At 67.3% G+C, this 25,174-nt stretch carries 22 protein-coding genes and 1 other RNA gene; 7 read left to right on the top strand and 16 right to left on the bottom strand.

Annotated features, from left to right (window positions below; all coding sequences use genetic code 11):
- Positions 1-97 precede the first annotated feature (97 nt).
- The 3 genes from ftsL to mraZ are packed head-to-tail and all read right to left on the bottom strand — an operon-like array spanning position 98 to position 1,862.
- A complete protein-coding gene (gene ftsL, locus ACCQ04_RS03975) occupies positions 98-361 on the bottom strand; it encodes a cell division protein FtsL (RefSeq protein ID WP_005991913.1) in 264 nt (87 codons plus the stop codon).
- Positions 358-1,401 (bottom strand): 16S rRNA (cytosine(1402)-N(4))-methyltransferase RsmH, encoded by a 1,044-nt coding sequence (rsmH, locus tag ACCQ04_RS03970; RefSeq protein WP_226427134.1) that lies wholly within the window; start codon positions 1,399-1,401, stop codon positions 358-360. The genes ftsL and rsmH overlap by 4 nt, the downstream gene beginning before the upstream one ends.
- A gap of 14 nt (positions 1,402-1,415) precedes the next feature.
- Positions 1,416-1,862, bottom strand: coding sequence for a division/cell wall cluster transcriptional repressor MraZ (gene mraZ, locus ACCQ04_RS03965; protein WP_011409382.1), 447 nt, complete (start codon positions 1,860-1,862; stop codon positions 1,416-1,418).
- Between the two features lie 323 nt (positions 1,863-2,185).
- On the opposite strand from mraZ, the gene ACCQ04_RS03960 reads away from it, so the two are divergent.
- Positions 2,186-2,959 carry an NRDE family protein gene (locus tag ACCQ04_RS03960; protein ID WP_054591405.1) on the top strand — a complete coding sequence of 258 codons (774 nt, stop codon included), beginning with the start codon at positions 2,186-2,188 and terminating at the stop codon, positions 2,957-2,959.
- A gap of 492 nt (positions 2,960-3,451) precedes the next feature.
- Here the strand turns inward: ACCQ04_RS03960 and rnpB are convergent.
- Together rnpB and rsmI are read right to left on the bottom strand one after the other, a co-directional pair.
- Positions 3,452-3,881: RNase P RNA component class A (gene rnpB, locus ACCQ04_RS03955), an RNA gene on the bottom strand.
- Between the two features lie 162 nt (positions 3,882-4,043).
- Positions 4,044-4,865 (bottom strand): 16S rRNA (cytidine(1402)-2'-O)-methyltransferase, encoded by an 822-nt coding sequence (gene rsmI / locus ACCQ04_RS03950; RefSeq protein WP_226426806.1) that lies wholly within the window; start codon positions 4,863-4,865, stop codon positions 4,044-4,046.
- 82 nt (positions 4,866-4,947) lie between these two features.
- On the opposite strand from rsmI, the gene ACCQ04_RS03945 reads away from it, so the two are divergent.
- Genes ACCQ04_RS03945 through ACCQ04_RS03930 form a run of 4 tightly spaced genes read left to right on the top strand, consistent with a single transcriptional unit; the run spans position 4,948 to position 8,989 of the window.
- Positions 4,948-6,678, top strand: coding sequence for a penicillin-binding protein activator (locus ACCQ04_RS03945; RefSeq protein ID WP_039530705.1), 1,731 nt, complete (start codon positions 4,948-4,950; stop codon positions 6,676-6,678).
- A 4-nt stretch (positions 6,679-6,682) separates the two neighbouring features.
- A complete protein-coding gene (locus tag ACCQ04_RS03940) occupies positions 6,683-7,051 on the top strand; it encodes a YraN family protein (protein WP_054591417.1) in 369 nt (122 codons plus the stop codon).
- A gap of 16 nt (positions 7,052-7,067) precedes the next feature.
- Positions 7,068-7,607 carry a metal-dependent hydrolase gene (locus tag ACCQ04_RS03935; RefSeq protein WP_226426807.1) on the top strand — a complete coding sequence of 180 codons (540 nt, stop codon included), beginning with the start codon at positions 7,068-7,070 and terminating at the stop codon, positions 7,605-7,607.
- Positions 7,604-8,989 carry an FAD-binding oxidoreductase gene (locus ACCQ04_RS03930; RefSeq protein ID WP_226426808.1) on the top strand — a complete coding sequence of 462 codons (1,386 nt, stop codon included), beginning with the start codon at positions 7,604-7,606 and terminating at the stop codon, positions 8,987-8,989. Before ACCQ04_RS03935 ends, ACCQ04_RS03930 begins: the two co-directional genes overlap by 4 nt.
- A 13-nt stretch (positions 8,990-9,002) precedes the next feature.
- Here the strand turns inward: ACCQ04_RS03930 and ACCQ04_RS03925 are convergent, their stop codons facing one another.
- From ACCQ04_RS03925 to ACCQ04_RS03900, 6 genes are all read right to left on the bottom strand, one after another.
- Entirely contained in the window at positions 9,003-9,719 is a 717-nt protein-coding gene (locus ACCQ04_RS03925) for a response regulator (protein WP_016903095.1), read from the bottom strand.
- On the bottom strand, positions 9,709-12,369 hold the full coding sequence (locus ACCQ04_RS03920) for a DUF4118 domain-containing protein (RefSeq protein ID WP_102581971.1): 2,661 nt from the start codon (positions 12,367-12,369) through the stop codon (positions 9,709-9,711). Before ACCQ04_RS03920 ends, ACCQ04_RS03925 begins: the two co-directional genes overlap by 11 nt.
- 61 nt (positions 12,370-12,430) lie before the next feature.
- Positions 12,431-13,084, bottom strand: coding sequence for a potassium-transporting ATPase subunit KdpC (gene kdpC, locus ACCQ04_RS03915; RefSeq protein WP_226426809.1), 654 nt, complete (start codon positions 13,082-13,084; stop codon positions 12,431-12,433).
- A gap of 3 nt (positions 13,085-13,087) precedes the next feature.
- Complete coding sequence (kdpB, locus tag ACCQ04_RS03910; RefSeq protein WP_226426810.1) at positions 13,088-15,136, bottom strand: potassium-transporting ATPase subunit KdpB; 2,049 nt, start codon at positions 15,134-15,136, stop codon at positions 13,088-13,090.
- A gap of 11 nt (positions 15,137-15,147) precedes the next feature.
- Entirely contained in the window at positions 15,148-16,962 is a 1,815-nt protein-coding gene (gene kdpA, locus ACCQ04_RS03905; protein ID WP_226426811.1) for a potassium-transporting ATPase subunit KdpA, read from the bottom strand.
- A 15-nt stretch (positions 16,963-16,977) separates the two neighbouring features.
- The gene (locus ACCQ04_RS03900) at positions 16,978-17,070 is read right to left on the bottom strand and encodes a potassium-transporting ATPase subunit F (RefSeq protein ID WP_006452907.1); all 93 of its coding nucleotides are present in this window, start codon (positions 17,068-17,070) and stop codon (positions 16,978-16,980) included.
- 1,220 nt (positions 17,071-18,290) lie between these two features.
- Here ACCQ04_RS03900 and ACCQ04_RS03895 point away from each other — a divergent pair.
- Positions 18,291-18,629, top strand: coding sequence for a hypothetical protein (locus ACCQ04_RS03895; RefSeq protein ID WP_039509881.1), 339 nt, complete (start codon positions 18,291-18,293; stop codon positions 18,627-18,629).
- A 40-nt stretch (positions 18,630-18,669) separates the two neighbouring features.
- Here the strand turns inward: ACCQ04_RS03895 and ACCQ04_RS03890 are convergent, their stop codons facing one another.
- A complete protein-coding gene (locus ACCQ04_RS03890; protein ID WP_372358695.1) occupies positions 18,670-19,596 on the bottom strand; it encodes a DMT family transporter in 927 nt (308 codons plus the stop codon).
- Positions 19,593-20,384, bottom strand: coding sequence for a PhzF family phenazine biosynthesis protein (locus ACCQ04_RS03885; RefSeq protein ID WP_046346063.1), 792 nt, complete (start codon positions 20,382-20,384; stop codon positions 19,593-19,595). Before ACCQ04_RS03885 ends, ACCQ04_RS03890 begins: the two co-directional genes overlap by 4 nt.
- 130 nt (positions 20,385-20,514) lie before the next feature.
- On the opposite strand from ACCQ04_RS03885, the gene ACCQ04_RS03880 reads away from it, so the two are divergent.
- Complete coding sequence (locus ACCQ04_RS03880) at positions 20,515-21,924, top strand: aminotransferase-like domain-containing protein (protein WP_226426813.1); 1,410 nt, start codon at positions 20,515-20,517, stop codon at positions 21,922-21,924.
- Between the two features lie 593 nt (positions 21,925-22,517).
- Here ACCQ04_RS03880 and fghA read toward each other — a convergent pair.
- The 3 genes from fghA to ACCQ04_RS03865 form a co-directional block, all read right to left on the bottom strand.
- A complete protein-coding gene (gene fghA / locus ACCQ04_RS03875) occupies positions 22,518-23,348 on the bottom strand; it encodes an S-formylglutathione hydrolase (protein ID WP_226426814.1) in 831 nt (276 codons plus the stop codon).
- Between the two features lie 59 nt (positions 23,349-23,407).
- Positions 23,408-23,983, bottom strand: coding sequence for an S-(hydroxymethyl)glutathione synthase (gfa, locus tag ACCQ04_RS03870; protein ID WP_226426815.1), 576 nt, complete (start codon positions 23,981-23,983; stop codon positions 23,408-23,410).
- A 68-nt stretch (positions 23,984-24,051) separates the two neighbouring features.
- The gene (locus ACCQ04_RS03865; protein WP_016902625.1) at positions 24,052-25,161 is read right to left on the bottom strand and encodes an S-(hydroxymethyl)glutathione dehydrogenase/class III alcohol dehydrogenase; all 1,110 of its coding nucleotides are present in this window, start codon (positions 25,159-25,161) and stop codon (positions 24,052-24,054) included.
- Positions 25,162-25,174 lie beyond the last annotated feature (13 nt).

The following is a 25,174-nucleotide window of genomic DNA, read 5'->3' as shown; positions in this document are numbered from 1 at the left end:
GCAAAACGGCTGTCCTGCCGTTTTGTCATGGGCGTACCTGTGTGTGCGCCAACCTGCGGGCAGCTGTGCCGTGCAAAACGGCTGTCCTGGCGTCCGCTCATGGGCGCACCACCACGATGTCGTTGGTCTCCGGGAACTTCATCCCGATGCGCGCACGCGCAACCTGATCCACGCGATTGCTTTCCGCCCAGGTGGCCTGCTCCAGCTGCAGCCGGCCGAATTCGATATTCAATTCATCGCGCGTGTGCTCGAGCTTGGACAACTGCACGAACAGCTTGCGATGCATGTGGCGCATGTACACGACCCCGATCGCCGAGGCGATGCTGCAGGCAAGCAGCACGATGAGCAGCAGGCGGCTCATGCGGCGTCTCCTTGAGACGCCGGGATTGGGGATTCGGGATTCGAGATTCGCTCAGAGCGCTTTTCCAATCCCGAATCCCTACTCCCGAATCCCAGCTTTTCGGCCACCCGCAACACCGCGCTGCGGGCGCGCGGGTTGACGCTCAGTTCGGCGTCGTCGGCCTTGATGGCGCCGCTGATCAGCTGCAGCGTCGGTACGAACGGCTGCGCTTCGGGCAGGCGGCGGTTGCTCGGCGGGGCCTTGGCGTAGCGGGCCATGAACTGCTTGACGATGCGGTCTTCCAGCGAATGAAAGCTGATCACCGCCAGGCGGCCGCCGGGCTTGAGCGCGCACAGGGCGGCGTCCAGGCCGGCTTCCAGATCGTCCAGCTCGCGGTTGATGTAGATGCGGATCGCCTGAAAGCTGCGCGTGGCCGGATGGGTCTTGCTGTCGCCGCGCGGCATCACCGAGGCGATCAGATCGGCCAGTTGCGCGGTGCGCAGCAGCGGCTGTTCGGCGCGGCGGGCCACGATGGCGCGCGCGATGCGACGGCTCTGGCGCTCTTCGCCATAGGTCCACAGCACGTCGGCGATCTCGCGGTCGCTGGCATGCGCCAGCCACTCGGCCGCGCTCTGGCCGGCATCCGGGTCCATGCGCATGTCCAGCGGGCCGTCCTTGCCGAAACTGAAACCGCGCCCGGCCACGTCCAGCTGCGGCGAGGACACGCCCAGATCCAGCAGGATGCCGTCGACGGTTGCCGCAGCGACCACCTGGCCGAGGCCGGCGAAGCTGCCGCGATGGATGGACACGCGCGCATCGTCACCGAACGACTGTTCGGCCACGGCAATCGCGTCGGGGTCCTTGTCCATCACCAGCAGTCGACCTCCCGGGCCAAGATGTTGCAGCACGCCACGGGCGTGTCCGCCACGTCCGAACGTGCCATCGAGATAGATTCCGTTTTCGATCACCTGCAGGCCGTCCAGAACCTGCGTGTACAGCACCGGCACATGGGCCGCCGGTGGCTGCGACACCGGGTGACCGGGCTGCGCTTCACCGCGCATCCGGGCACCCCGGCTCACAACCTGAGATCGAGCAATTCATCGCCCAGATCCCCGTCAGACAATGTCTGCTGGATCAGTGCGCGATGTGCCTGCTCGCTCCAGAGTTCGAATTTGTCGCCCATGCCCAGCAGCACGGCCTTCTTCTCGATGCCGACCGCATTGCGGTGGCTGGCCGGGATGCTCAGACGGCCATTGGCGTCCAGCTCCAGCACTGCGGAAGAACCCACCAGTTTCTGCTGCAGCGTGCGGATCACGCGTTGGGTATTGGGCTTGGACATCACATCGTCACGCACCCGCTCCCACTCCTTTTCCGCGTACAGCCACAGGCACCCGGCTTCGAACGGGTTGTAGGTGAGCACCAGGCGATTGCCGCTCACACGCGTGACCAGGTCGCGGTATGCGGTTGGCACCGCCATACGCCCCTTGTCGTCCACCGTGATGGCAGTCTCGCCCTGAAACACCGAATACAACCTCGAATACCCGCTGGGGGATCATTGAACCACGAAAAACCACAAAACACCTGGTTTTCCCTCCGTTGCCCACCTTAGCAGCGCGTCAAAGGTTGTCAACAACTTTGAAGGTCACAAATCGCCAGTCGCATCAATGAGTTGCAGCACTCTTTAGAGACTTGTTCAAAGGTTATCCACAAGTTGCTGTTTCATCTCAGATTTTGAGATTGAACAAAAATTCAGGGGCGTGAAGGCCATGTAAACCCGACCGCAGTCTCACTTCACACTGCGCCAGCTGCACATGGTCGTTGCGCAAACAGGCGACAATCGGCGCCATGTGCCTGGTCGCTCTTGCCTGGAAAACCCACCCCCGTTGGCGTCTGCTGCTGGCGGGCAACCGCGATGAATTCCACGACCGGCCGACCGCTGCACTGGCGCCCTGGCCGGCACCCGCCGACGGCGTGCTGGCGGGCCGCGACCTGCGCTCGGGCGGCAGCTGGGTGGGGTTGGGCAGCGACGGCCGCGCCGCAGTGGTGACCAATGTCCGCGACCCGCTCGCCACGGCGTCCGGCCGCTCGCGCGGACATCTCATTGCCGACTACCTGGCCGGCAGCCTGGACGCGGCCGTGTACGCCGGCGACCTGGCAGCGGCCGCGCACGAATTCCCGCCATTCAATCTATTGCTGTGCGACGCCGAGCGCTGCGAACACCTCAGCAACCACCCGCCGTTGGCACGCACGCTGGCGCCGGGCATCCACGGCATGTCCAACGGCCCGCTGGACGCGCACTGGCCCAAGACCGCCGCGCTGACTGCAGTCCTGCACGACTGGTGCGCGGCAGGCAGCGACGACCTGCAACCGCTGTGGAGCGCCCTGGGCAACCCCGCCATCGCGCCCGACGCCGCCCTGCCCCACACCGGCGTGGACCTGCCCACCGAACGCCTGCTCTCGGCCGCCTTCATCAACGGCTCCAGCTACGGCACCCGCGCCAGCACCATCGTCGCGGTGGACCACCAGGGCAGCGGCTTCATCCACGAACGCCGCTTCGGCCCCGCCGGGATCTTCCAGGGCGAAACGCGGCTGGACATCGTCGGGACGCGTCGACAATGACTGCCGCAACCAGCGCACAGTGATCGCAGCCAAGGCAAGGCGCCCCAGCAACGCACCCAAGTGCAAGCCCCCTTGAGTCAAGGGGGGCGCGGCGACAGCCGCAGGGTTTTGGCATACCTAGGAGCGGGGCCCGCGTTTTGTACTGCCGAAGGCGGTACCAAGCGTGGGTGTCTTCTTGGGGCGAACGCCCAAAGAAGGCAGCGACACAGCCGCGGGGGTTCTGGCATGCCCGCAGCGGGGCCCGCGTTTTGCAATGCCGAAGGCGGTACCAAGCGTGGGTGTGGTCTTGGGGCGAACGCCCAAAGAAGGCAGCGAGACAGCCGCGGGGGTTCTGGCATGCCCGCAGCGGGGCCCGCGTTTTGCAATGCCGAAGGCGGTACCAAGCGTGGGTGTGATCTTGGGGCGAACGCCCAAAGAAGGCAGCGACACAGCCGCGGAATTCTGGCCCCCAGAGGGGCCCCGCGTTGAGAAGGGCGAACGCCCGAAAGAAGGTGGCGGAGCCGGCCGATAAGCCGGGTTCTGTCGTGGACAGTCATTCGTCTAGGCGCTACGTCACCGCAGCGCTCAAGCAACCTACCCGGATCCAGCGCGGGCCACGCCAATGGATCCCTATTTGGTCTTGCTCCAGGTGGGGTTTGCCGTGCCGGTCCGTTACCGGACTCGCGGTGCGCTCTTACCGCACCATTTCACCCTTACCGGCCCCCCGCCACCCCTCTGCGGCCTCCGAACGCACTTGGCGATGCCTATATGCATCGCCGACACGCTTCAGTGGCGGCAGAGGGGTGACGAGGGACGTAGGCGGTATCTTTCTGTTGCACTTTCCGTCGGCTTGCGCCGCCCAGGCGTTACCTGGCACCTTGCCCTATGGAGCCCGGACTTTCCTCGGCACTCTTGCGAGTGACGCGACTGTCTGGCCGACTCCGCCGGGGCGCACTATACGCTATCGCCACCGTGCAGAACGGCGCCGCGAGCCGGCCCCGCCATCCCCGGCAGGCCCGCAATTGCCCGTAGGAGCGCACCCGGGCGCGAGAGGCCTTACCGAGAAAAATCCCACTACAGGTCACGTGCTCCTGCAACAACACGCCTAGCCGCCATACAAGGCCTTGCGCGGCGCACCGGTCAGCTCGGCGGCCAGCTTGGCGGCGGTGGACGGCGGCAGGTGTTCGGCCAGCTTGGCGTAGACGCGGCGGCCTTCGGCCAGCTGGCCTTCGGCGGCGTCGGCGGCGCCCTGCACCATCACCACGAACTCGCCCTTGCGCTGGTTGTCGTCGGCTTCGACCCTAGCCTGCAACTCGGCCAGGGTGCCGTCGAGCACGGTTTCGAACAGCTTGGTCAGCTCGCGGGCGATCACCGCCGGGCGCTCGTCGCCGAAGGCCCCGCGCAGGTCGGCCAGCGACTCGACGAGGCGGTGGGAGGACTCGTAGAACACCAGGGTGCGGGTTTCCCCGGCCAGGTGCGCCAGGCGCTCGCGGCGGGCGGCGCTCTTGGCCGGCAGAAAGCCCTCGAAGCCGAAACGGTCACTGGGCAGGCCGGCCACGCTGAGCGCGGCGATGGCGGCGCAGGCACCCGGCACCGGGCTGACCCGGATCCCGGCCGCGCGGGCGGCGCGCACCAGCTTGAAGCCGGGGTCGCTGACCAGCGGGGTGCCGGCGTCACTGACGATGGCCAGCGACTCGCCCTCGCGCAGGCGCGCGACGATGCGCTCGGACATCGCCTCTTCGTTGTGGTCGTGCAGGGCCAGCAGCGGGCGGTCGATGCCGAAATGGCCGAGCAGCTGGCGGGTATGGCGGGTGTCTTCGGCGCAGATCGCGGCCACGCCACGCAGCACCTCCTGCGCACGCGGCGACAGGTCGGCCAGGTTGCCGATCGGCGTGGCGACCACGTGCAGGGTTCCGGGGGAGGTCATCAACGGTATTCCGTAGGGCAAAGGGTAGAATCGTAGCGTTTTTAACGGTCCGCCCCGGCGGGCCCCGTCCAATGGATCTGAAATGAACAAGCGTGTTGCAAGGATCTCCGCACTGTCGCTGATGGTGATGCTGGCCGCCGGCTGCGCCACCAGCAGCGTGACCCAGACCGCCTCGCCGACCCAGAGCGCGGCGCTGGCGTTGCTGGACCAGGGCAAGCCGCGCGAGGCGGCGCAGCAACTGGAAGCCGAGGCGGCCAGCGCCAGCGGTGCGCAGCGCAGCCGCCTGCTGGCCGCGTCTGCATTCGGCTGGCACGACGCCGGCGATGACGCACGTGCGCGCACGCTGCTGGCGCAGGTGACCCCGCGCCATCTCAGCGGCGAAGACCGCGCCCGCTTCGCGCTATTGACCGGCGAGCTGGCGGTGATCGACAAGCAGGCCGCGCAGGCGCTGCAGGCCCTGGGCGACAGCCCGCAAGGCCTGCCGCAGCCGCTGCAGACCCGCTGGCTGCTGGCACGCGCCGCCGCACTGGAAGGCACCGGCGACCTGTTCGGGGCCGCCGCGGACCGCGCACGCGCCGATGCCAGCCTGACCGGCACCCCGCGCAGCGAGAACCAGCGCGCGATCGTGCGCCTGCTCGCCGCACTCGACGATGCCACGCTGAAGGGCCGCACCGCGGCGCTGCCGGCGGGCGACCCGCTATACAACTTTGCCGGCCGCGCCTTGATCAGCCGCGGGCTGGCGCTGCCGCGCGCGTTCGATCGCGACGCGCAATGGGGCTTTGACACCAGCAAGCGCCCGCCGGCCGAACGCGACGGCTACCGCCCGCCGGTCAAGCTGGGCGTGCTGCTGCCGCTCAGCGGCAGCCTGGCCACCGCCTCGGCGCCGGTGCGCGACGGCCTGCTGGCCGGTTACTACGCCGAAACCCGCCGCCGCCCGGAACTGCGCTTCTTCGATACCGCCGGCACCGCCGCCGGCGCCAATGCCGCCTACGACAAGGCGGTGAGCGCCGGGGTCGACTACGTGGTCGGCCCGCTGGGTCGCGACGAGGTCAGCGCCGTGTTCGCGCGCGGCCAATTGGCAGTGCCGGTGCTGGCGCTCAACCGCCCCACCGACAACAAGGCACCGCCCAGCGGCAGCGCCGGCTTCTCGCTGGCGCCGGAAGACGACGGCATCATGGCCGCCGAATACCTGCTCTCGCGCGAGCGCCGCAACGTGCTGATCGTCGGCACCAGCGACGACAACGGCAAGCGCACCATCAAGGCCTTCCGCGACCGTTTCACCGAACGCGGCGGCAGCGTCGCCGGCAGCATCAGCGTGGCCGAGGTACCGGGCGACATCGGTGCGCAGCTGCGCAACTACGGTGCTGCCGATGCGGTATTCCTGGCGGTGCGCGGCAACACCGCGCGCGCGCTGGCGCCGCAACTGGCCTTGAGCGGATTCGCCGGCAAATCGCGCGTGGGCACCTCGCAGCTGGTGGCCGGCACCGGCAAGGTCGAAGACGACCTGGCCCTGGACGGCATCATCTACCCCAGCGAAACCTGGACCGCGCTGGGCGTGTCCGGGCTGCCGGCCTCCACCCAGGTTGCCAGCACGCTGCCCAGCGCACGCGGACCCGGCGCGCGCCTGTTCGCGTTCGGCTACGACGCCTGGAAGATCAGCGCCTATCTGGAAAAACTCGCCACCGGCACCGACGGCGGCCTGCGTGGCGCCACCGGCACGCTGCATCTGGATGGCTTCGGCAACGTGCTGCGCACCCCGGCCTGGTCCACCTTCAACGGTGGCCGCCCGGTGCCGATCGCCGACGGCCGTTGACGCCATGCCGGCAGCGCGCCAGCAGCGGGGTGCGGCGGTGGAAGCGGCCGCACGCACGCTGCTGGAGCAGGCCGGGTTGCGGCTGGTGGTGGGCAATGCCAACTACCGCGGCGGCGAACTGGATCTGGTGATGCGCGACGGCCAGGCACTGGTGTTCGTGGAAGTGCGCTATCGCCGCGACAACCGCTTCGGCGGCGGCGCGGCATCGGTGGATGCGCGCAAGCGCCGCAAGCTGGTGCTGGCCGCGCAGTTGTTCCTTGCCTATCACCCGGCACTGGCGACCTTGCCGTGCCGCTTCGATGTAGTGGAAGCCAGCGGCGAGCCGGTGGTGCTGAACTGGATCCGCGACGCCTTCCGCGCCGACGATTGCTGACGACGACCCACGCGCGATGCCGACCATCATCACCCATGCCGCGGTACCGCTGGCGCTCTGGTGCGCCAGTGAACGCGGCCGCGTATCGCCGCGGCTGCTCGGTGCCGGCATCGTCGCGGCGATGTTGCCCGATGCCGATGTGCTGGCATTCGCATTGCATGTTCCGTACGCGGATGCGTTCGGCCATCGCGGTGCCAGCCACTCGTTGCTGTTTGCCGGGCTGATCGCGCTGCTGGGTGGTGTTGCGCATCGGCTGTTGCGTGCGGACGCGCTGCAGGCAGCAGCGTTCTTGTTCGTCTGCGCCGCATCGCATCCGCTGCTGGATGCGATGACCTCCGGTGGCCTGGGCGTTGCACTGACCTGGCCCTGGAGCGAGGCACGCTGGTTCGCGCCCTGGCGGCCGATTCGCGTGTCGCCCTTCGCCAACGGTTTCTTCAATGCGCGCGGCCTTGCCACGCTGCTCTCCGAGCTGCGCTGGGTCTGGCTGCCGCTCACCGTCGCGGTGCTGGGATGGAAATGCATCCAGCGCACGGCACCACAGGATCACACTTCATGACCGATGTGCTTCCCACTGCCCTGGCCGCGTTACTGGCCGCGCGGCTTGGCCCCGATGGCTGGTTGACCGGCGACGACGCGCGGCGCCGCTATGGCGAGGACGATTCGCGCCGCTGGGCATTGCCCGCCGCCGTCGCCTTGCCGGGCGATACCGAGGATGTGGTGGCCATCGTGCAGGCCTGCCGCGCGCATGGCGTGCCGATCGTCGCGCGCGGCGCCGGCACCGGCACCACCGGTGCGGCGGTGCCGTTTTCCGGCGGCGTGGTGGTGTCGATGGTACGCATGGATCGCATCCTTGCGCTGCGTCCGGCCGATCGCTGCGCCATCGTGCAACCGGGCCTGCTCAACGGCCAATTGCAGCAGGCCTTGCAGCCGCATGGCCTGTTCTGGCCGCCGGATCCGTCCAGCGCGGACATCTGCAGCGTCGGCGGCAATCTGGCCACCAATGCCGGCGGCCCGCGCGCGGTGAAATATGGCGCCACCCGCGACAACGTGCTCGGCCTGGTCGCTGTGACCGGCACCGGCGAGGTGATCCGCTGCGGCGGTGCGTACACGAAGAATTCGACCGGCTACGACCTGACGCATCTGCTGGTCGGCAGCGAAGGCACCCTGGCGATCATCGTCGAAGCGACCTTGAAGCTGACGCCGCGCGCGGTCGCGCAAGCCGGCGTGCGCGCGCTGTATCGCGATGCGGCCAGCGCCGCGGCGGCGGTGTCGCGCATCATGGCGCAACCGACCACGCCGACGATGCTGGAATTCATGGATGCCAGTGCGATCGCATTACTGCGCCGCAACGGCAGCGATGTGCCCGAAGCCGGCGCGATGCTGCTGATCGAAGCCGATGGCGATCACGACACCCTGCCCTACGCATTGCAGGCCTTGCACGATGCCGCCGATGGCGAGGGCGTGGTGAGCCTGGACGTGGCCGCCGATGGCAGCGCGCGCGACAGGTTGTGGGCCGCGCGGCGTGCGCTGTCGCCGGCATTGCGCACGATCAAGCCGGGCAAGATCAACGAGGACGTAGTGGTGCCGGTCTCGCGCATCCCCGAACTGGTGGCCGGCGTGGAGGGGCTTGCCGCCGAATTCGCGTTGCCGATCGTGGCCTTCGGCCATGCCGGCAACGGCAACCTGCACGTCAACATCATGTACGACCCGGCCGATGCCGACGAAGACGCGCGCGCACATGCCGCATTGCCGCGTCTGTTCGCACTGGTGCTGTCGCTGGAAGGCACACTCTCCGGCGAGCACGGCATCGGCGTGGCCAAGCGCGACTTCATGGCCCAAGCCTTCAGCGCAGAGACGCTGGCGGCGATGCGCGCGATCAAGGCCGCGCTGGATCCGGACGGGATCCTGAATCCGGGCAAGGTGCTGCCACCGCGCTAGTGGCGTTGTCGCCTCAGCGCGTCACCCCGATAAATCGCAAACCCACGCCCGGTTCGGTGACGATGTAATGCGGGTCGGCGGCATCGTCGTGCAGTTTCTGGCGCAGCTTGCCGACCAGGATGCGCAGGTAATGGGTGTCTTCCTCGTGGGTGGGGCCCCACACCTCGCGCAGCAGTTGCGGCTGGGTGACCACGCGGCCGGCGTGCTTGAGCAGCAACGCGAGCAAGGCGTATTCCTTGCGGCTCAAGGGCACCGCCTCGCCATCGAGGGTGACCTCGCGCAGGCCCAGGTGGATGTGCAGGCGGCCGTCGTCGAACACGCTCTCTTCCACCGTGCTGCCGGCGCCGGCCTGGCGCAGCAGCGCGCGGATGCGCGCCATCAGTTCCTGCACGCCGAACGGCTTGGTGACGTAATCGTTGGCGCCGGCATCGAGCGCGGCGACCTTTTCGGTTTCGCCGGCGCGCACGGTGAGCATGATCACCGGCACGTTGGACCACTGGCGGATCTCGCGCAGCACCTCGTGGCCGTCGCGATCGGGCAGGCCGATGTCCAGCACCACCAGTTCGGCGCCCTGCCCGGCCAGCGTGGCCAGGCCTTCCTCGGCGGTGCCGGCCTGCAGCACGCGGTAGCCCTGCGCACGCAGGCTGATGTCGAGAAAGCGGCGGATCTGCGGCTCGTCGTCGACGATCAGCACGCGGGCAGGCGGGATGGCAGTGGGGTCAGTCGGCATCGGGGCGAGGTGGCGCGGCGGGAACGAGCAACGGCAGCGTAATGCGGATCGTGGTGCCGTGACCATCGGCGCCGGCCAGCGCCTCCACGCTGCCGCCATGCGCGCCGATCATGCCCTGGCAGATGGTCAGGCCCAGCCCGGTGCCGTGACGGCCGCGGTCGCCACGCTCCACGCTGTAGAACATGTCGAAAATGCGCGCGCGCTCGTCCTCGGGAATGCCGGGACCCTGGTCGCCGATATCGATCTGCAGCGCGCCGGCCTGCAGCCGCGCTTGCACGGTCACCGCAACTCCTGGCGGCGAAAATTTCGCCGCATTCTCCAGCACGTTGAAGATGGCCTGTTCCACCAGTGCCGGGTGCACCCAGATCGCCGGCAGGTCGGCGGCCAGATCCAGTTGCAGGCGCACTGCCGGCTGGTAGCGCTGCAGCCGCCGCGTGGCCGAGCCGATCAGCTCGTCCACGCCGATCCAGTCGCGCTTCAAGGTCAGCCCGGTGTGGCCGAGCCGGGTCATGTCGAGCAGGTTCTGGATGTAGCGATCCAGCCGCTCGCCTTCGAGCTGGATGGTGTCGAGCAGGCTGTGGCGGTCTTGGGCGTCCATCGCATCGCCGTAGCTGGCCAGGCTGCTGGCCGAGCCGATCATCGAGGCCAGCGGCGAGCGCAGATCGTGCGAGACCGAGGACAGCAGTGCCGAGCGCAGGCGCTCGGTTTCGCCACTGACGCGCGCGCCTTCCAGATCGGCGACCAAGCGCGTGCGCAGCGCCGCCTGGCCGATGTCCTCCACCATCGCTTCGGCCAGCCGACGCTCCTCCAGGCCGGGCCGCTGCACGCTCTGACGGAAGCGCAATGCGGCCACCCCCAGACTGCCGCGTTCGTGCCGCACCGGCAGGCACCACCACTGCGCACCGGCCAGCGTATCGGTGAAGCGGCCGGCCGGCTGACCGTGGCGCTGTGTCCAGTCCGCCGCGCTGCGATCGAGTGCACCGAAGCTGGCCGGTGCATCGCTTTCGCGCTGCTCCAGACGCAACCAGGCCTCGGCATCCAGGGCCGTGGCCAGCGCGCGACGGCCGGCTTCCAGCACCTGCCCCAGGTCGGCGGCGGTGCTGAGCTCGCGGGCCAGCGTCTGCAGCGCATTGGCATGCGCATTGGCGGCGCGCAAGGCCAGCACCTGGCTGCGCAGGCGCGAGGCCAGGCGGCCGGCGACCAAGGCGGCGATCAGAAACAGGCACACCGTCACCACGCCCTGGCGCGCGCTGATGTGCAGGGTGAAGCGCGGTTCGATGAAGAAGAAGTTGTAGGCGACAAAACTCAGCAGCGCGGCGATCACCGCGGCAGCCATGCGCGTGCGCGAGGCCACCAGCACCACCGCGACGATGAACACCATCGACAGGTCGTCGATGTCGGTCCAGCGCTGGATCACCCACGCCACCGCGACCGCGGCGGCGGCGGCGATCGCCGCGAAGGCCAGGTCGTAACGCTGCAGCCACTGGCGCGGATTGCGCCAACGCTGGCGTGCGCGTGCGCGCGCATCGGCGGAACTGACGATGACCAGTTCGTAATGCGCGCCACGTTGCAGCAGTTGCTGGGTCAGCGTGCGGTTGAACATGCGCGCCAGCGGGCGTTCGCGCGTGCGCCCCAGCACCAGCGTGGACACGCCGTTTTGCGCGGCGAAATCCAGCAACGCCTCGGCGACGTTGGCGCCGTGCAGCAGCGCGGTATCGCCCCCCAGGCGGCGTGTCAGTGCGAAGGCGCGGTCGATCTCCAGCTGCCAGGCGGCGTCGGCCACGGTGCGCGTCTGCACGGTGACCACCGTCCACGGTGCATCGCGTCGTTCGGACAACCGCCGCGCCACCCGCACCAGATAATCCGAGCTGCCACGCCCATCGATGGCCACCACCACGCGGCGGCGCAAGGCGGCAGTGCCCGGCAAACCGCGTGCGGCCTGGGTGTCGCGCAGATCGCTGTCGACGCGGTCGGCCGCGGTCTGCATCGCCAGCTCGCGCAGCGCGGTGAGGTTGGAAGGCGAGAAAAACGCCTGCAAGGCCTGTGTCGCCTGCTCGGGCAGATACACCTTGCCCTGCTGCAGGCGCTCGATCAGTTCGCGCGGCGGCAGGTCCACCAGCACGATGTCGCGCAGGCGGTCGAACACCGCATCGGGCACGGTTTCGGACACGCGCACACCGGTGATGCGCAGCACGATGTCGTTGAGGCTTTCCAGGTGCTGGATGTTGACCGTGGTGTAGACATCGATGCCGGCATCGAGCAGTTCCACGATGTCCTGCCAGCGCCGTTCGTGCCGGCTGCCTGGCACGTTGCGATGGGCCAGCTCGTCGATCAGCGCCAGCTTCGGCTTGCGCGCCAGCAACGCGTCCAGGTCGAGTTCTTCCAGCTCCCGGCCCTGGTAGTTGATACGGGTGCGCGGCAGTAGCGGCAGGCCATCCAGCAGTGCCGCGGTTTCGCTGCGGCCATGGGTTTCCACCACTCCGGCCACCACGTCCATGCCCTGACGCAGGCGCTCGCGCGCCCGCGACAGCATGGCGTAGGTCTTGCCGACCCCGGGCGCCGCGCCCAGAAACACGGTCAGGCGCCCGCCATGTTCGCGCTGCAGTTCGCCGATCAGCGCGTCGGCTTGTTGGGTGCGGGCGTCAATCATGGAGGCCGGGATTGGGGAAGCGGGATTGGGGATTGGTGCAGCCTACCGCGAGCTGACAGCTCTAGTGCTGTTGCTTGGCCCCATTCCCGATTCCCGACTCCCCATTCCCCGCGCGATCCAGCGCCAGGTTCAGTGCCAGCACATTCACCCGCGGCTGCCCGAGCAGGCCGAACTGTGGCTGTTCGGTGGCGGCCCGTACCAGCGCAGCCACGCGCTGTTCCGGCCAGCCGCGCGCGGCGGCGACGCGGCGCACCTGGACCTGGGCGCCGGCCGGGCTCAGGTGTGGATCCAGGCCACTGCCGGATTGGGTGATCAGCTCGGCGGGGACCGCCTCCGGTGCGATGCCGTCGCGTGCAGCCACCTCGGCGCGCGTGGCGGCGATGCGGCTCTGCAGGTCGGGATTGGAGCGCGCCTGGTTGCTGCCGGCCGCCGCGCTCGGGTCGTACTTGGCCGCCGAAGGGCGTGGCTGGAAATAGCGCGTGTCGGCAAACGGCTGCGCCACCAGGGCCGAGCCGACCACACGCGTGTCGTCGCGCAGCAACGAGCCGTGCGCCTGCGCGGGGAACAGCGCACCGGTGATGCCGGTGGCGACCAGCGAATAGCTCAGGCCCAGGCCCAGCAGGATGAACAACGCCAGCATCACCGCCCCGCGCAGGGCGCCGTCGTCGCGCAACGGCTGCGCCGTGGACGGACCGGTTTTCGAAGAAATCGTCATGACTCAGTTCCCCAAAGTGGCGACAAGCGCCAGGTCGATCAACTTGATCGCGGCAAACGGCAGCAACACGCCACCGACGCCGTACATCAGCATGTTCCGGCGCAGCAGGGCCGTGGCGCTGGACGGGCGAAAGCGCACGCCGCGCAACGCCAGCGGAATCAATGCCGGGATGATCAGCGCATTGAAGATCAACGCCGCCAGCACCGCATGCCGCGGGTTGGACAACTGCATCACGTTGAGCGCGGCCATCGACGGAATCGCCGCGGCAAACAGCGCCGGCAGGATCGCGAAATACTTGGACACATCGTTGGCCAACGAGAACGTGGTCAACGCACCGCGCGTGATCAGCTGCTGCTTGCCCACTTCGACCACCGCCAGCAGTTTGGCCGGATCCGAATCCAGATCGACCATGTTGCCGGCCTCCTTGGCCGCCTGCGTGCCGGAGTTCATCGCCAGGCCCACGTCGGCCTGGGCAAGCGCCGGCGCATCGTTGGTACCGTCGCCGACCATCGCCACCAGCCGCCCGCCGGCCTGCTCGGCGCGGATGCGGGCCAGCTTGTCTTCCGGGCGCGCCTGGGCGATGTAGTCGTCCACGCCGGCTTCGGCGGCAATCGCGGCGGCCGTGAGCGGGTTGTCGCCGGTGATCATCACCGTCTTGATGCCCATCGCACGCAGCTGCGCGAACTTTTCCTTGATGCCTTGCTTGACCACATCGCTCAGCTCGACCACGCCCAGCACATGCCGGCCTTCGGCCACCACCAGCGGGGTGGCGCCGCCGCGCGCGACTTCTTCGATGCGGCCATTCAACTCCGGCGACACCGTGGCGCCCTGCGCCTGCACATAGGCCACGATCGCATCGCCGGCACCCTTGCGGATGCTGCGCCCGGCCAGATCCACGCCGGACATGCGGGTCTGCGCGGTGAAGCCGATGAAATGCGCGCCCTCCGGCTCGACCGCCACCGCGCCCTGCTGGCGTGCCAGCTTGACGATGGACTTGCCTTCCGGCGTCGGGTCGGCCAGCGAGGCCAGCATTGCCGCATCGCGCAGCTGCGCACGGTCGATGCCGGCCAGCGGATGGAACGCGGTGGCCTGCCGGTCGCCGTAGGTGATGGTGCCGGTCTTGTCGAGCAACAGCACGTCCACGTCGCCGGCCACTTCCACCGCCTTGCCGGATTTGGCCAGCACATTGGCAGACAGCGCGCGGTTCATGCCGGCGATGCCGATCGCCGGCAACAGCCCGCCGATGGTGGTCGGGATCAGGCACACCAGCAGCGCGATCAGCAACAGCGGGTCCAGCGTGACGCCGACGAAGCCGGCGATCGCCGGCAGCGAGGCCACCACGATCAGGAAGGTCAGCGTCATCGCCGCCAGCAACAAGGTGAGCGCAATTTCGTTCGGCGTCTTCTGCCGGTTCGCGCCTTCCACCAAGGCGATCATGCGATCCAGGAAACTATGCCCCGGCTCGGCGGTGACCTTGAACACGATCTCGTCGGAGAGCACGCGCGTTCCACCGATCACGCCACTGCGATCGGTGCCGGTCTCGCGCAGTACCGGTGCCGATTCGCCGGTGACCGCCGCTTCATTGATCGTTGCAACGCCGCGCACGATCTCGCCATCGGCCGGGACGAATTCGCCTTCGGACACCATCACGTAGTCGCCTGGGCGCAGCTCTGCCGCCGGCACGCGGGTCTCGCGGCCGCCGAGTGCGGTTTCCACCCGGCGGGCGACCAGATCCTTGCGCGCACGCCGCAACGATGCGGCCTGCCCACGCCCGCGCGCCTCGGCGATGGCCTCGGCGAAATTGCCGAACAGCACGGTGACGAACAGGATCGCCGTCACCGCCCAGCCGAACCCGGCATTGCCATACCCGCTGGCGGTGATCACCGCCGCCAGCAGCGTGCCACCCATCACCACCGCCATCACCGGGCTGCGCAGCAGATGCCGCGGCGCCAACTTGAGGAAGGCCGCGCGCATCGCCGCCACCAGCACGGCGGCGTCGAACAACGCCGCGTCACCGCGCGCGCGTTTTTCAGTCGTATCGATCGTAGACATTGCTCAAACTCTCAGGACGCCGCCAGGGCGAGGTGTTCAGCGATAGGACCCAGCACCAGTGCCGGCATGAACTGCAGCACGGTGAGCACCAGCACGATCGCCATCAGGGTAAGCGCGAAGGTTGGCGTTTCGACCTGCAGGCTGCCGGCCGATTCCGGCGCGCGCCGCTTCACTGCCATGCGCGCGGCCACCATCAGTGGCAGGATCAGCGCGGGATAGCGGCCCAATGCCAGCACCGCCGAGCAACTCAGGTTCCACCAGTACGTCGCATCGCCCAGGCCTTCGAAACCCGACCCGTTGTTGGCAAAGGCCGAGGTGTACTCGTAGAACACCTGGCTGATGCCGTGGAAGCCGGGATTGGAATTGGCGGTAAATGCCGGCACCGCCAGCGCCACTGCGGTGAAGCCCAGCACCACCAATGGCTGCAGCAGGATCAGCAGCGCAAGCAACTGCACCTCGCGCGCTTCGATCTTGCGGCCGAACAACTCCGGCGTGCGCCCGGTCATCAAACCGGCCAGGAACACGCTCAGCAGCAGATACACCACGAACTGCTGCAGGCCGCAGCCGATGCCGCCCCAGATCGCGTTGATCAGCATGTCCACCAGCGTGACCAGGCCGCTCAACGGCGCCAGCGAATCGTGCATCGCATTGACCGAGCCGTTGGAGGTCTGCGTGGTCAAGGCCGCCCACAACGCAGATGCATCCGCGCCGACACGCACCTCCTTGCCTTCCATCAAGGCAGCCGAGCCGGCGCTGGCCGAATGCGCTTCGGACCACAGCAACAGCGCGGTGGACGCGACCGACATCGTCAGCATGGTGCCGAACACCAGCGCGGTGAGGCGCTTGCGCCCGGTCAGATAGCCGACCATGAACACCACGCTCATCGGCAACAGCACCAGTGCCAAGGTCTCCAGCAGGTTGCTCAGCGGCGTGGGATTTTCCAGCGCCACCGAACTGTTGGGGCCGTACCAGCCGCCACCGTTGGTGCCGAGCTGCTTGACCGCGACCATCGCCGCAACCGGCCCGACCGGAATGGTCTGCTTGGACATGCCGGCGCTGCTGTCCAGCGGTGCGGCAGTGGCCGCACCCTGCAGCGTGGAGGGCACGCCCTGCCAGCCGAGCAGCACGGTCCACAGCAGGCACAGCGGCAGCAACACACGCACGCTGGCGCGGATCACATCCGCCCAGTAATTGCCGACGTCTGCGTCCGGCAATGCCTCCAATCCGGCAGCCGACTGCTGCCGCCCCGGGCGCGGCGTGACGATCTCCGGCTCCTCCAGCCCGGCCACCCGTGGCTTGGCGCTGGCCGTCGCATTGGATGCCGGCAAGGCGTCGGACACAGTTGCAACGGCACGCCCACCGAACAATGCGCGCAAGGTCGCCACCGCCAATGCCAGGCCCATCATCGGCGTCACCACCTGCAGGCCGACGATGCCGGTCATCTGCGCCAGGTACGACAACTGCGCCTGGCCCGAGTAGTGCTGCTGATTGGTATTGGTGACGAACGACACCATGGTGTGCAGCGCGGTGTCCCAGCGCATGTTCGGAATGGCGTCCGGGTTGAACGGCAGCCACGCCTGGGTCATGAACACTGCCCAGGCGAGCAGGCCGACAACCAGGTTGCTGAGCAGGAACGCCATCGCATACCCACGCCACGACATGCCCTGCTGCGGGCGGGTACCGAGCAACGCATACAACGGCCGTTCGATCCAGCCGAACAGCACGTCGCCACGCATCGGGGCGCCGCGCATCACCGCTGCCAGGTAGCGGCCCAGGGGCCAGGCCAGCACGATGGCCAGCGCGTAGACAAGGAGAGTTTCAATCATTGGAGCGCACTCGCATCAGAAGTCTTCGGGGCGCAGGACCACGTACAACAGGTACGCGGCGGCAACGAGTACGGCCACGCCGCACAACAGGGACAACCAGGCAGGCATGTCGGCTACTCCCCGAGGCGCGCGCAACGCGGCGCGATGGATGCGAGATGCGACGGCGCATGCAGCGTCTGCAGGCCGACAAGGCAAAGCGCTGCCGCACCGCGCGCGCAGCGGCGATGGAGCAGACAGGTCAAGGGTTGCATCGGGATCGTCCACGGCGGAACCGCTCCGCCAACCTGCGCAGTGTCTTCCCGGGCTGCGTAAAGTCGCTATGGACCTGCGACAGCCGCCGCGTAAATTCCGCATAAATGCTGGGTGGCGACGGTCTGCAGTCACGTCTCCACGCTATGCAGTCGTTTCCGAGCAACCGCGACCTCACCCACGCCGCCCGGTCCCAGCCCAGGCCAACCACGTTTTGAGTCAGGACGTTATGAGGTCGTAGCAAAGCCGCGTTGGTCGAGGGCGCGGTGCCCTCACCACTTCCGGGACACGCCGTAGATCCGTCCATGGAGGCTCCTTGGCGGCATCCATGCCGCCAAGGGTCCCGGAACCGGCAAGGTCACCGCACCAGGACGTTTTGAGGTTGCTTCATTGAAAGCCTGCTAACTGCTCGGCTCGTCTTGGCAACTGATTGGGCATGCTGCAAACACTGCATGCCACGCCCTGCTCGCCCGTGCACACCGACTATCTGGACTGGTCCTTGCCCGCCCACCGTCGCGGGACCTTACGCGGCATGGATGCCGCGTAAGAGCCTACAGGGACGTACTTGCGGCGTGTCCTGCGATGGTGGGCGGGCAAGGGCCCTGCAGCAAGCTCACAGCGTCGAGGGCGCGGCGAAGACACCGCACGGTTGCAGGCTGGTTCGTTGAACACCATGCACACCGACCATTTCGACTGGTACTTGCCCGCTCACCGTCGCGGGACCTTACGCGGCATGGATGCCGCGTAAGAGCCTACACGGACGTACTTGCGACGTGTCCTGCGAGGGTGGGCGGGCAAGGGCCCTGCAAAAAGCCGCAGATCAACCGCTCTACAGCAGACCTATCCGCGCCACCTACTCCCCTAATGTCCTAAGACACAAAGACAACCGGATCTCCGAGTTGCATCCTCGTTCTCCAGAGGCAGTCAAGACCTGGCGAGGCGAGCGCACAGCGCCCGCTCCGCTCGCAAAAACAAGCGTGACGCCGCAGCTGGAGGCTCCCCACGTGTCCCCACCTGTCGACGGAGCGATCACCGCCGCTGCACTAACGTACCGGCGTCATCCATCAGAGTCCTTGCACATGCCTGTCAGCTACTCGATCAGCCTGCCCGACCCCAAGCTCGCCCGCGGCGGCGATGCGAGCGTGAGCTTTAGTGCCCATGGTGCCGAGGCCTTTGCCGAACAGTTGCAGGCCGCCTTGCGTGATCCGGCCTGGTTCGATCGCTGGCGCCAGCTGCAGGCCGACCCGGACGCGGTGGACCCCAGCCTGGGCGTGACCGATCCATCGGCCACGGTTACCGGCAAGCAGGGCGATCTGCGTGTGGACCTGGTCGCCACCACCAGCATCCCCGGCGACCTGCTCAAGCAGCGCATGCAGGCCCTGGCCGGGCACCACTGGGAACTGCGCGACGTGCGTTGAGTTCCACGGCCGCCGCGTGCACGACGCGGCGGCACTTTGCTCAGGCCGGTGCGCTGTCTGCCACACGCCGCGGCCAGCGCCATTTCAGATTCACCGCCAGCGTGCCCATCACGATCAGCGCCAGGCCCAGCCACTGCACCGGCACCAATGCGTGGCCGTAGAGCAGATAGTCCAGCAGTAGCGTCACCAGCGGATACACGAACGCCAGCACCGCAATCGTGGCCACATGCAGATGGCGATAGGACGAATAGAACAGCACATAGACGATGCCGCTGTGGATCACGCCCAGGCCCGCCAGCCACAGCCAGTGCAGACCCGGATGCAACGCCGCACTGCTGGAAAACCCGGCCAGCAGGAACGTGCCGACCCAGCATTGCACCGTCACCACCGCGAGCGGCCGCTCGCGGCTGATACGGCGCGACATCAGCAGCGACGCACCGCATAGCAGCGCCGCCAACAGCGTGAGTGCAATGCCGATCAGATAGCCACGGTCGGCCGCCTGCCACAACCGCGCCGGATTTGCCGAGCAGGCCACGCCGACGAATGCCAGCAACGTCCAGCCCAGATCGGCACGCCGCGTGCGCTCGCCTTGCACCAGCGCGGCCAGCAGCAACATCACGAACGGAAACACGTGGTAGACCATGGTCGCCACGCCGATCGACGAGCGCGCCATACCGGCGAACAACGCCACCCAATTCAACACCAGCAGCACACCGCTGACGATGGCATCGCGCAACAGCGCACGCTCGCGCCATAGCCCTCGTAGCTGTCCACCGACCAAGCCGCATACGGTAAGAAACAGCGCCCCGAACAGGCAACGATAGAACACCGCCGTCACCGGATCCTGCCCGCTTTCGTGGACGAATACGCCGACCGAACCGATCAGGACTTCGGCAACCAGCAATTGCCAGACCGCCCGTCGCCCAGCGCCGGCCGATACTGCATGCACAGATAGGGGAGTGTTCATAGCGCAATGGTTCCCTGCAGATACTGGACAGCGCTGCCGCGCACGTAGACATGCCGCGGCTCGACCCGGCACTGCAGTTCGCCGCCACGCGCGGAGGCCTGCAGCGCGGTGAGCTGCGTCTTGCCCAGCCGCTGCGCCCACAACGGCGCAAGCGCGGCATGAATCGATCCGGTAACCGGATCTTCGCTACCGCCGTTGCAAGGCCAGAAGTAGCGAGAAACAAAATCATGCTCAAGGCCTGGCGCGGTGACCGCCACATCGCGCGGCGCCAGTGCCAGCATCCGGCCCAGATCCGGCGTCACCGCACGCACCTGTGCTTGGTCGGCGTAGACGGCGATATACGCCTGCGCGTTCGCATAGACAGCTTGGGGCGCGATCGATAACGACTCAGACAACGCGTGCGGCACCACTTGCAGCAGCGACGGCTCCTGGTTGGGAAAGCGCAGCTCGAAGCTGCGCTCATCCATCCTGGCAACGGCGATCTCACCGACAGCCGGCGCACGCAAGCGCAGTGGAAACGCCGCCAGCTGGTGCGTCGCGATCACGAACGCGCTGGCCAAGGTCGCATGCCCGCAGAAGCCGACCTCCTTGAGCGGAGAAAACCAGCGGATGTCGAATACGCCACTGTCGTCGCGGACGAAGAAGGCGGTCTCCGAAAGATTGTGTTCGCTGGCGATGGCCTGCATCACCGGCTCCGGCAACCAGGCCTGCAACGGCACCACGGCTGCCGGATTGCCCTTGAAACGCAGCGTGGTGAACGCATCGACGATAAACACAGGAAGCAGCACGGCCAACCTCACAGAAGGAAATCCATACCTGGCGTACTCACCGGGCACGGCCAGTCTGCAACGTGCTACCCGACCATCACAGATTCAGATACGCTGCAAATCGACCAATACAGATGGAAGACGCCCGCAGATGCTGCTGTACGAATCGCTGGCCACGCAGCTGCGGCAGCAGATCGAAGGCGGCACCCTGCGTGCCGGCGAGCGCCTGCCTTCGATCCGGCAACTGGCCGCCAACCATGGCATCAGCACCGCCACCGCCGTGCAGGCCTGCCTGCAACTGGAACGCGAAGGGCGCGTGCAGGCGCGCCCGCGCTCGGGCTACTTCGTGCGCAGTACGACGCCTGCATTGCCGGCCGCAGCACCCGTCACACGTCGGCGCAAGCCGGGCATGGTCGACAACCCCGCCTTGCAGCGCGTGCTCGACACCTTGGCGCGTACCGACCTGGTGCCACTGCACACTGCCACCCCCGCGCCTGCGCTATTGCCCACCGCACAACTGGCCGCGGCCCTGTCGCGGCAGCTGCGTCGCCAGCGCTCGACGGCGTTGGATTACGCACCGCCGCAAGGCCACGCCGCACTGCGCCGGCAGATCGCACAACGTTATGCACACTGCGCAACCACCGTCGACGCAGAAGAGGTGGTGATCACCGCCGGCGCGATGGAGGCGATCAGCCTGGCGCTGCGCACGCTCACCGCACCGGGCGATGTGGTGCTGGTGGAAACGCCCACGTATCACGGCATCCTGCAGGCGGTGGCGGCACTGCGCCTGAAGGTGCTGGAGGTACCCAACCGTCCCGGCCAGGGTATCGATGTCGCGCGTCTGGATACGCTGCTGCAGCGCACGCCGGTGCGTGCGGCAGTGCTGATTCCCAACTTCAACAATCCAAGCGGCAGCCTCACGCCCGACAGCGCCAAGCGCGCATTGCTCGACAGCTGCGCACGCCATGGCACCGTGGTGATCGAAGACGATATCTACGGCGAACTGGATTGGTCGGGCCAACGTCCACGTCCGCTGCGCCATTTCGATACCCATGCCAACGTGATCACCTGCGGCTCGTTCTCCAAGGTGCTCTCGCCCGGCCTGCGGGTGGGGTGGTTGCTGGGTGGCGACTGGACCGACGCCCTGGTGCGTGCCAAGTATTTTTCCACCGTCGGCAGCGCCAGCCTGCCGCAACTGGCACTGGCCGATTACCTGGCGCAACACGATCTGGAACGGCACCTGCGCAAGCTGCGCCGCACCCTGGCCGACAACGGGCAGCGGCTGCGCGATGCCATCGTGCGGCATTGGCCGGAAGGCACGCGCGTGGGCGACCCGGCAGGCGGGTTATCGCTATGGCTGCAGTTGCCCGACGGCGGTAGCGGCCAGGCCGTGTTCGAGGCCGCGCTGGCAGAACGCATCGGCACCTCGCCCGGTCATCTGTACTCCAGCCGTGGCGACTACGCAGATCACCTGCGGCTGACCTGCGGCCAGCCATGGAGCGACACGCTGGAGCGCGCGATGCGCCGATTGGGCAAGCTTGCGGCGCAGGTAGTGCGTTAGCCGTTCTTGGTCTGTGGCAATGGCGATAGCCGACAAGATAATGATGTGACGCAGCTGGTCGACGCAGACTTCAGATGCGAAAAGGCTGCTTGCGCGCCTTACCAGGAAGTTTGCAGGGCGTTGTGTTGAAGCCTGCCTATTGAATGCGCTGTATTGAAAAGCTGACAGGACGCCGTTATCCAAACAACGGTACGCCATGCTCTGCTTGCACCAGCACACCGACCATCTCGCTTGGTCCTTGCCCGCCCACCGTCGCGGGACCTTACGCGGCATGGATGCCGCGTAAGAGCCTACATGGATGTACTTGCGGCGTGTCCCGCGAGGGTGGGCGGGCAAGGGCCCTGCAGCCACGCCGCAGATCGGCTGCTCTACCGGCCGACCTACGCGCTCCACCAAGCTTCGCCGTCCCCTCATCCGCCCGTGAGCCCGTACCCTCATCCACCCCTGCGGGGCACCTTCTCCCGAGGGGAGCAGGGAGGTCAATTCGACGCTTTACTCATGCCGCGGCCCACGCGGCGCGGCAATGCAAGGCGCACCACCATCCACCATTCACCATCGCATACCACGCACCTACCGCGCACTCGACCAGCCGATCAACCACGCAGCGCCGCGGCATGGTGCGCGATGTGTTCGCCGATAAAGCTGGCGATGAAGTAATAGCTATGGTCGTAGCCGGGCTGCAGCCGCACCGTGACCGGATAACCGGCGGCCTTGGCGGCCTGTTCAAACAGCGGCGCCTTCAGCTGGTTCTCGAGGAATTCGTCGCCATCGCCCTGATCGATCAACAGCGGCAGGCGCTCCTGTGCCTGTGCGATCAACGCAGTGGCGTCGTACGCTTGCCACACTGCGCGGTCAGCCCCCAGATACTGGCCGAATGCTTTCTCGCCCCATGGCACCTGGCTGGGCGCCACGATCGGCGAGAATGCCGACACGCTGCGATAGCGGCCCGGATTCTTCAACGCGATGGTCAAGGCGCCGTGGCCGCCCATCGAGTGGCCGCTGATCGCGCGCGCGCCGGTGGTGGCGAACTGCGCTTCGATCAACGCCGGCAATTCGTTCACCACATAGTCGTACATGCGGTAGTGCGCTGCCCACGGCTGCTCGGTGGCATCGACATAGAAGCCGGCGCCCTTGCCGATGTCGTAGCCGTCCGCGTCGGCCACATCGTCGCCACGCGGGCTGGTGTCGGGCGCGACGAGGATCACGCCGTGCTCGGCCGCATACCGCTGCGCGCCGGCCTTGCTGATGAAGTTCTGTTCGGTGCAGGTCAGCCCGCTCAGCCAGTACAGCACCGGTAACGGGCCATCGGCGGCCTGCGGGGGCAGATAGACGCCGACCTGCATGCTGCAGTTCAAGCTCTGCGACTGATGCCGGTAGACGTCTTGCCAGCCGCCGAAGCAGGCGTGGTGTTCGATACGTTCCATGAGATTCCTTCGATAAAAAACCCGCGGCCGGCACGAGCGCCGGCCGCGGGGTTGGACGGTCAGTGCAGCAAACCTTTCTTGCGTGCCACATTGGCGGCCAGCGCATCCATCAATCCCGGCGACAGGCAGTCGTACGGGGTCAGCCCGAGCTCGTTGAGACGCGCACGCACGCCGTCCATGTCCGCCGGCGGCGTGCCGGTTTCGATGATGGAGGACACGAACGCCGCAAAGCCCGGCGGCGACCAGCCTGACTGCTGCGACAACTCGGTATGGATGAAGTCCAGACCGTAAAACGCGTGCCCCTTGTCTTCGATGCGACCGAACATATGCACGCCGCAGCCGGTGCACGCATGCCGCTGGATCGCCGCGCTTTCGTCGACGACCTTGAGCTTTTCCGCATGCGCGGTCACCGTGACCTTGTCGCGCGGCACCACCGCAATCACTGAAAACGTTGATCCTTCCGGCTTCCAGCATTTACTGCAGCCGCAGGCGTGGTTGTGCGCGGTCTGCGCAGCCACGTCCACGGTCACCTTGTCGCTGGCGCAGTGGCATTCAAGGGTTCCGCCCTGAAAGCTCTCCGCACCGCCACGCGCTATACCACTGTCTACCGAAGGATGAATCGAGACGCTGGTCATCATGCCCCTCCCGGAGTATCGGGTACCACGTGCGCGGAAGCGGCCGCGCGCCGCTCCTGGCCGTACGGTCAGAAATGGATCACGGTGCGGATCGACTTGCCTTCGTGCATCAGGTGGAAGGCCTCGTTGATCTCTTCCAGCGGCATGGTGTGGGTGATGAACGGATCGAGATCGATCTCGCCCTTCATCGATTGCTCCACCATGCCCGGCAACTGGGTCCGTCCCTTGACGCCGCCGAAGGCCGACCCGCGCCATACGCGGCCGGTCACCAGTTGGAACGGACGGGTGCTGATTTCCTGGCCGGCGCCGGCCACGCCGATGATGACGCTCTCGCCCCAGCCCTTGTGGCAACACTCCAGCGCCGAACGCATCACGTTGACGTTGCCGATGCACTCGAAGCTGAAGTCCACGCCGCCATCGGTCAGCTCGACGATGACCTCCTGGATCGGCTTGTCGTAGTCCTTGGGGTTGATGCAATCGGTGGCGCCCATGCTGCGCGCCAGATCGAACTTGCCCGGGTTGGTGTCGATGGCCAGGATGCGCCCGGCCTTGGCCTGCACCGCGCCCTGGATCACCGCCAGCCCGATGCCGCCCAGGCCGAACACCGCCACGCTTTCGCCCGGCTTGACCTTGGCGGTGTTGTGCACCGCGCCGATGCCGGTGGTGACGCCGCAACCGAGCAGGCAAACCTTTTCCAGCGGCGCTTCCGGGTTCACCACCGCCAGCGAGATCTCCGGCACCACGGTGTACTCGCTGAAGGTGCTGCAGCCCATGTAGTGGTAGATCGGCTCGCCGTTGTAGGAGAAGCGCGTGGTGCCGTCGGGCATCAGGCCCTTGCCCTGCGTGGCGCGCACGGCCTGGCACAGGTTGGTCTTGCCCGACAGGCAGAACTTGCACTTGCGGCATTCGGCGGTATACAGCGGGATCACGTGGTCGCCGACCTTGACGCTGGTGACGCCCTCGCCGACCTGCTCGACGATGCCGCCGCCCTCGTGGCCCAGCACGGACGGGAAGATGCCTTCCGGGTCGTCGCCGGACAGCGTGAACGCGTCGGTGTGGCACACACCGGTGTGGGTGATGCGGACCAGCACTTCGCCGGCCTGTGGCGGTGCGACGTCGATCTCGACGATTTCCAGCGGCTTGCCGGGTCCGAATGCAACTGCTGCACGGGATTTCATGTGGTGGCGCTCC

The organism is Xanthomonas sp. NCPPB 2866, from assembly GCF_041475745.2.
GTDB lineage: Bacteria > Pseudomonadota > Gammaproteobacteria > Xanthomonadales > Xanthomonadaceae > Xanthomonas > Xanthomonas arboricola.
Note: the sequence above shows the minus strand (reverse complement) of the source record. Positions and strands in the feature narration are given on the sequence as shown.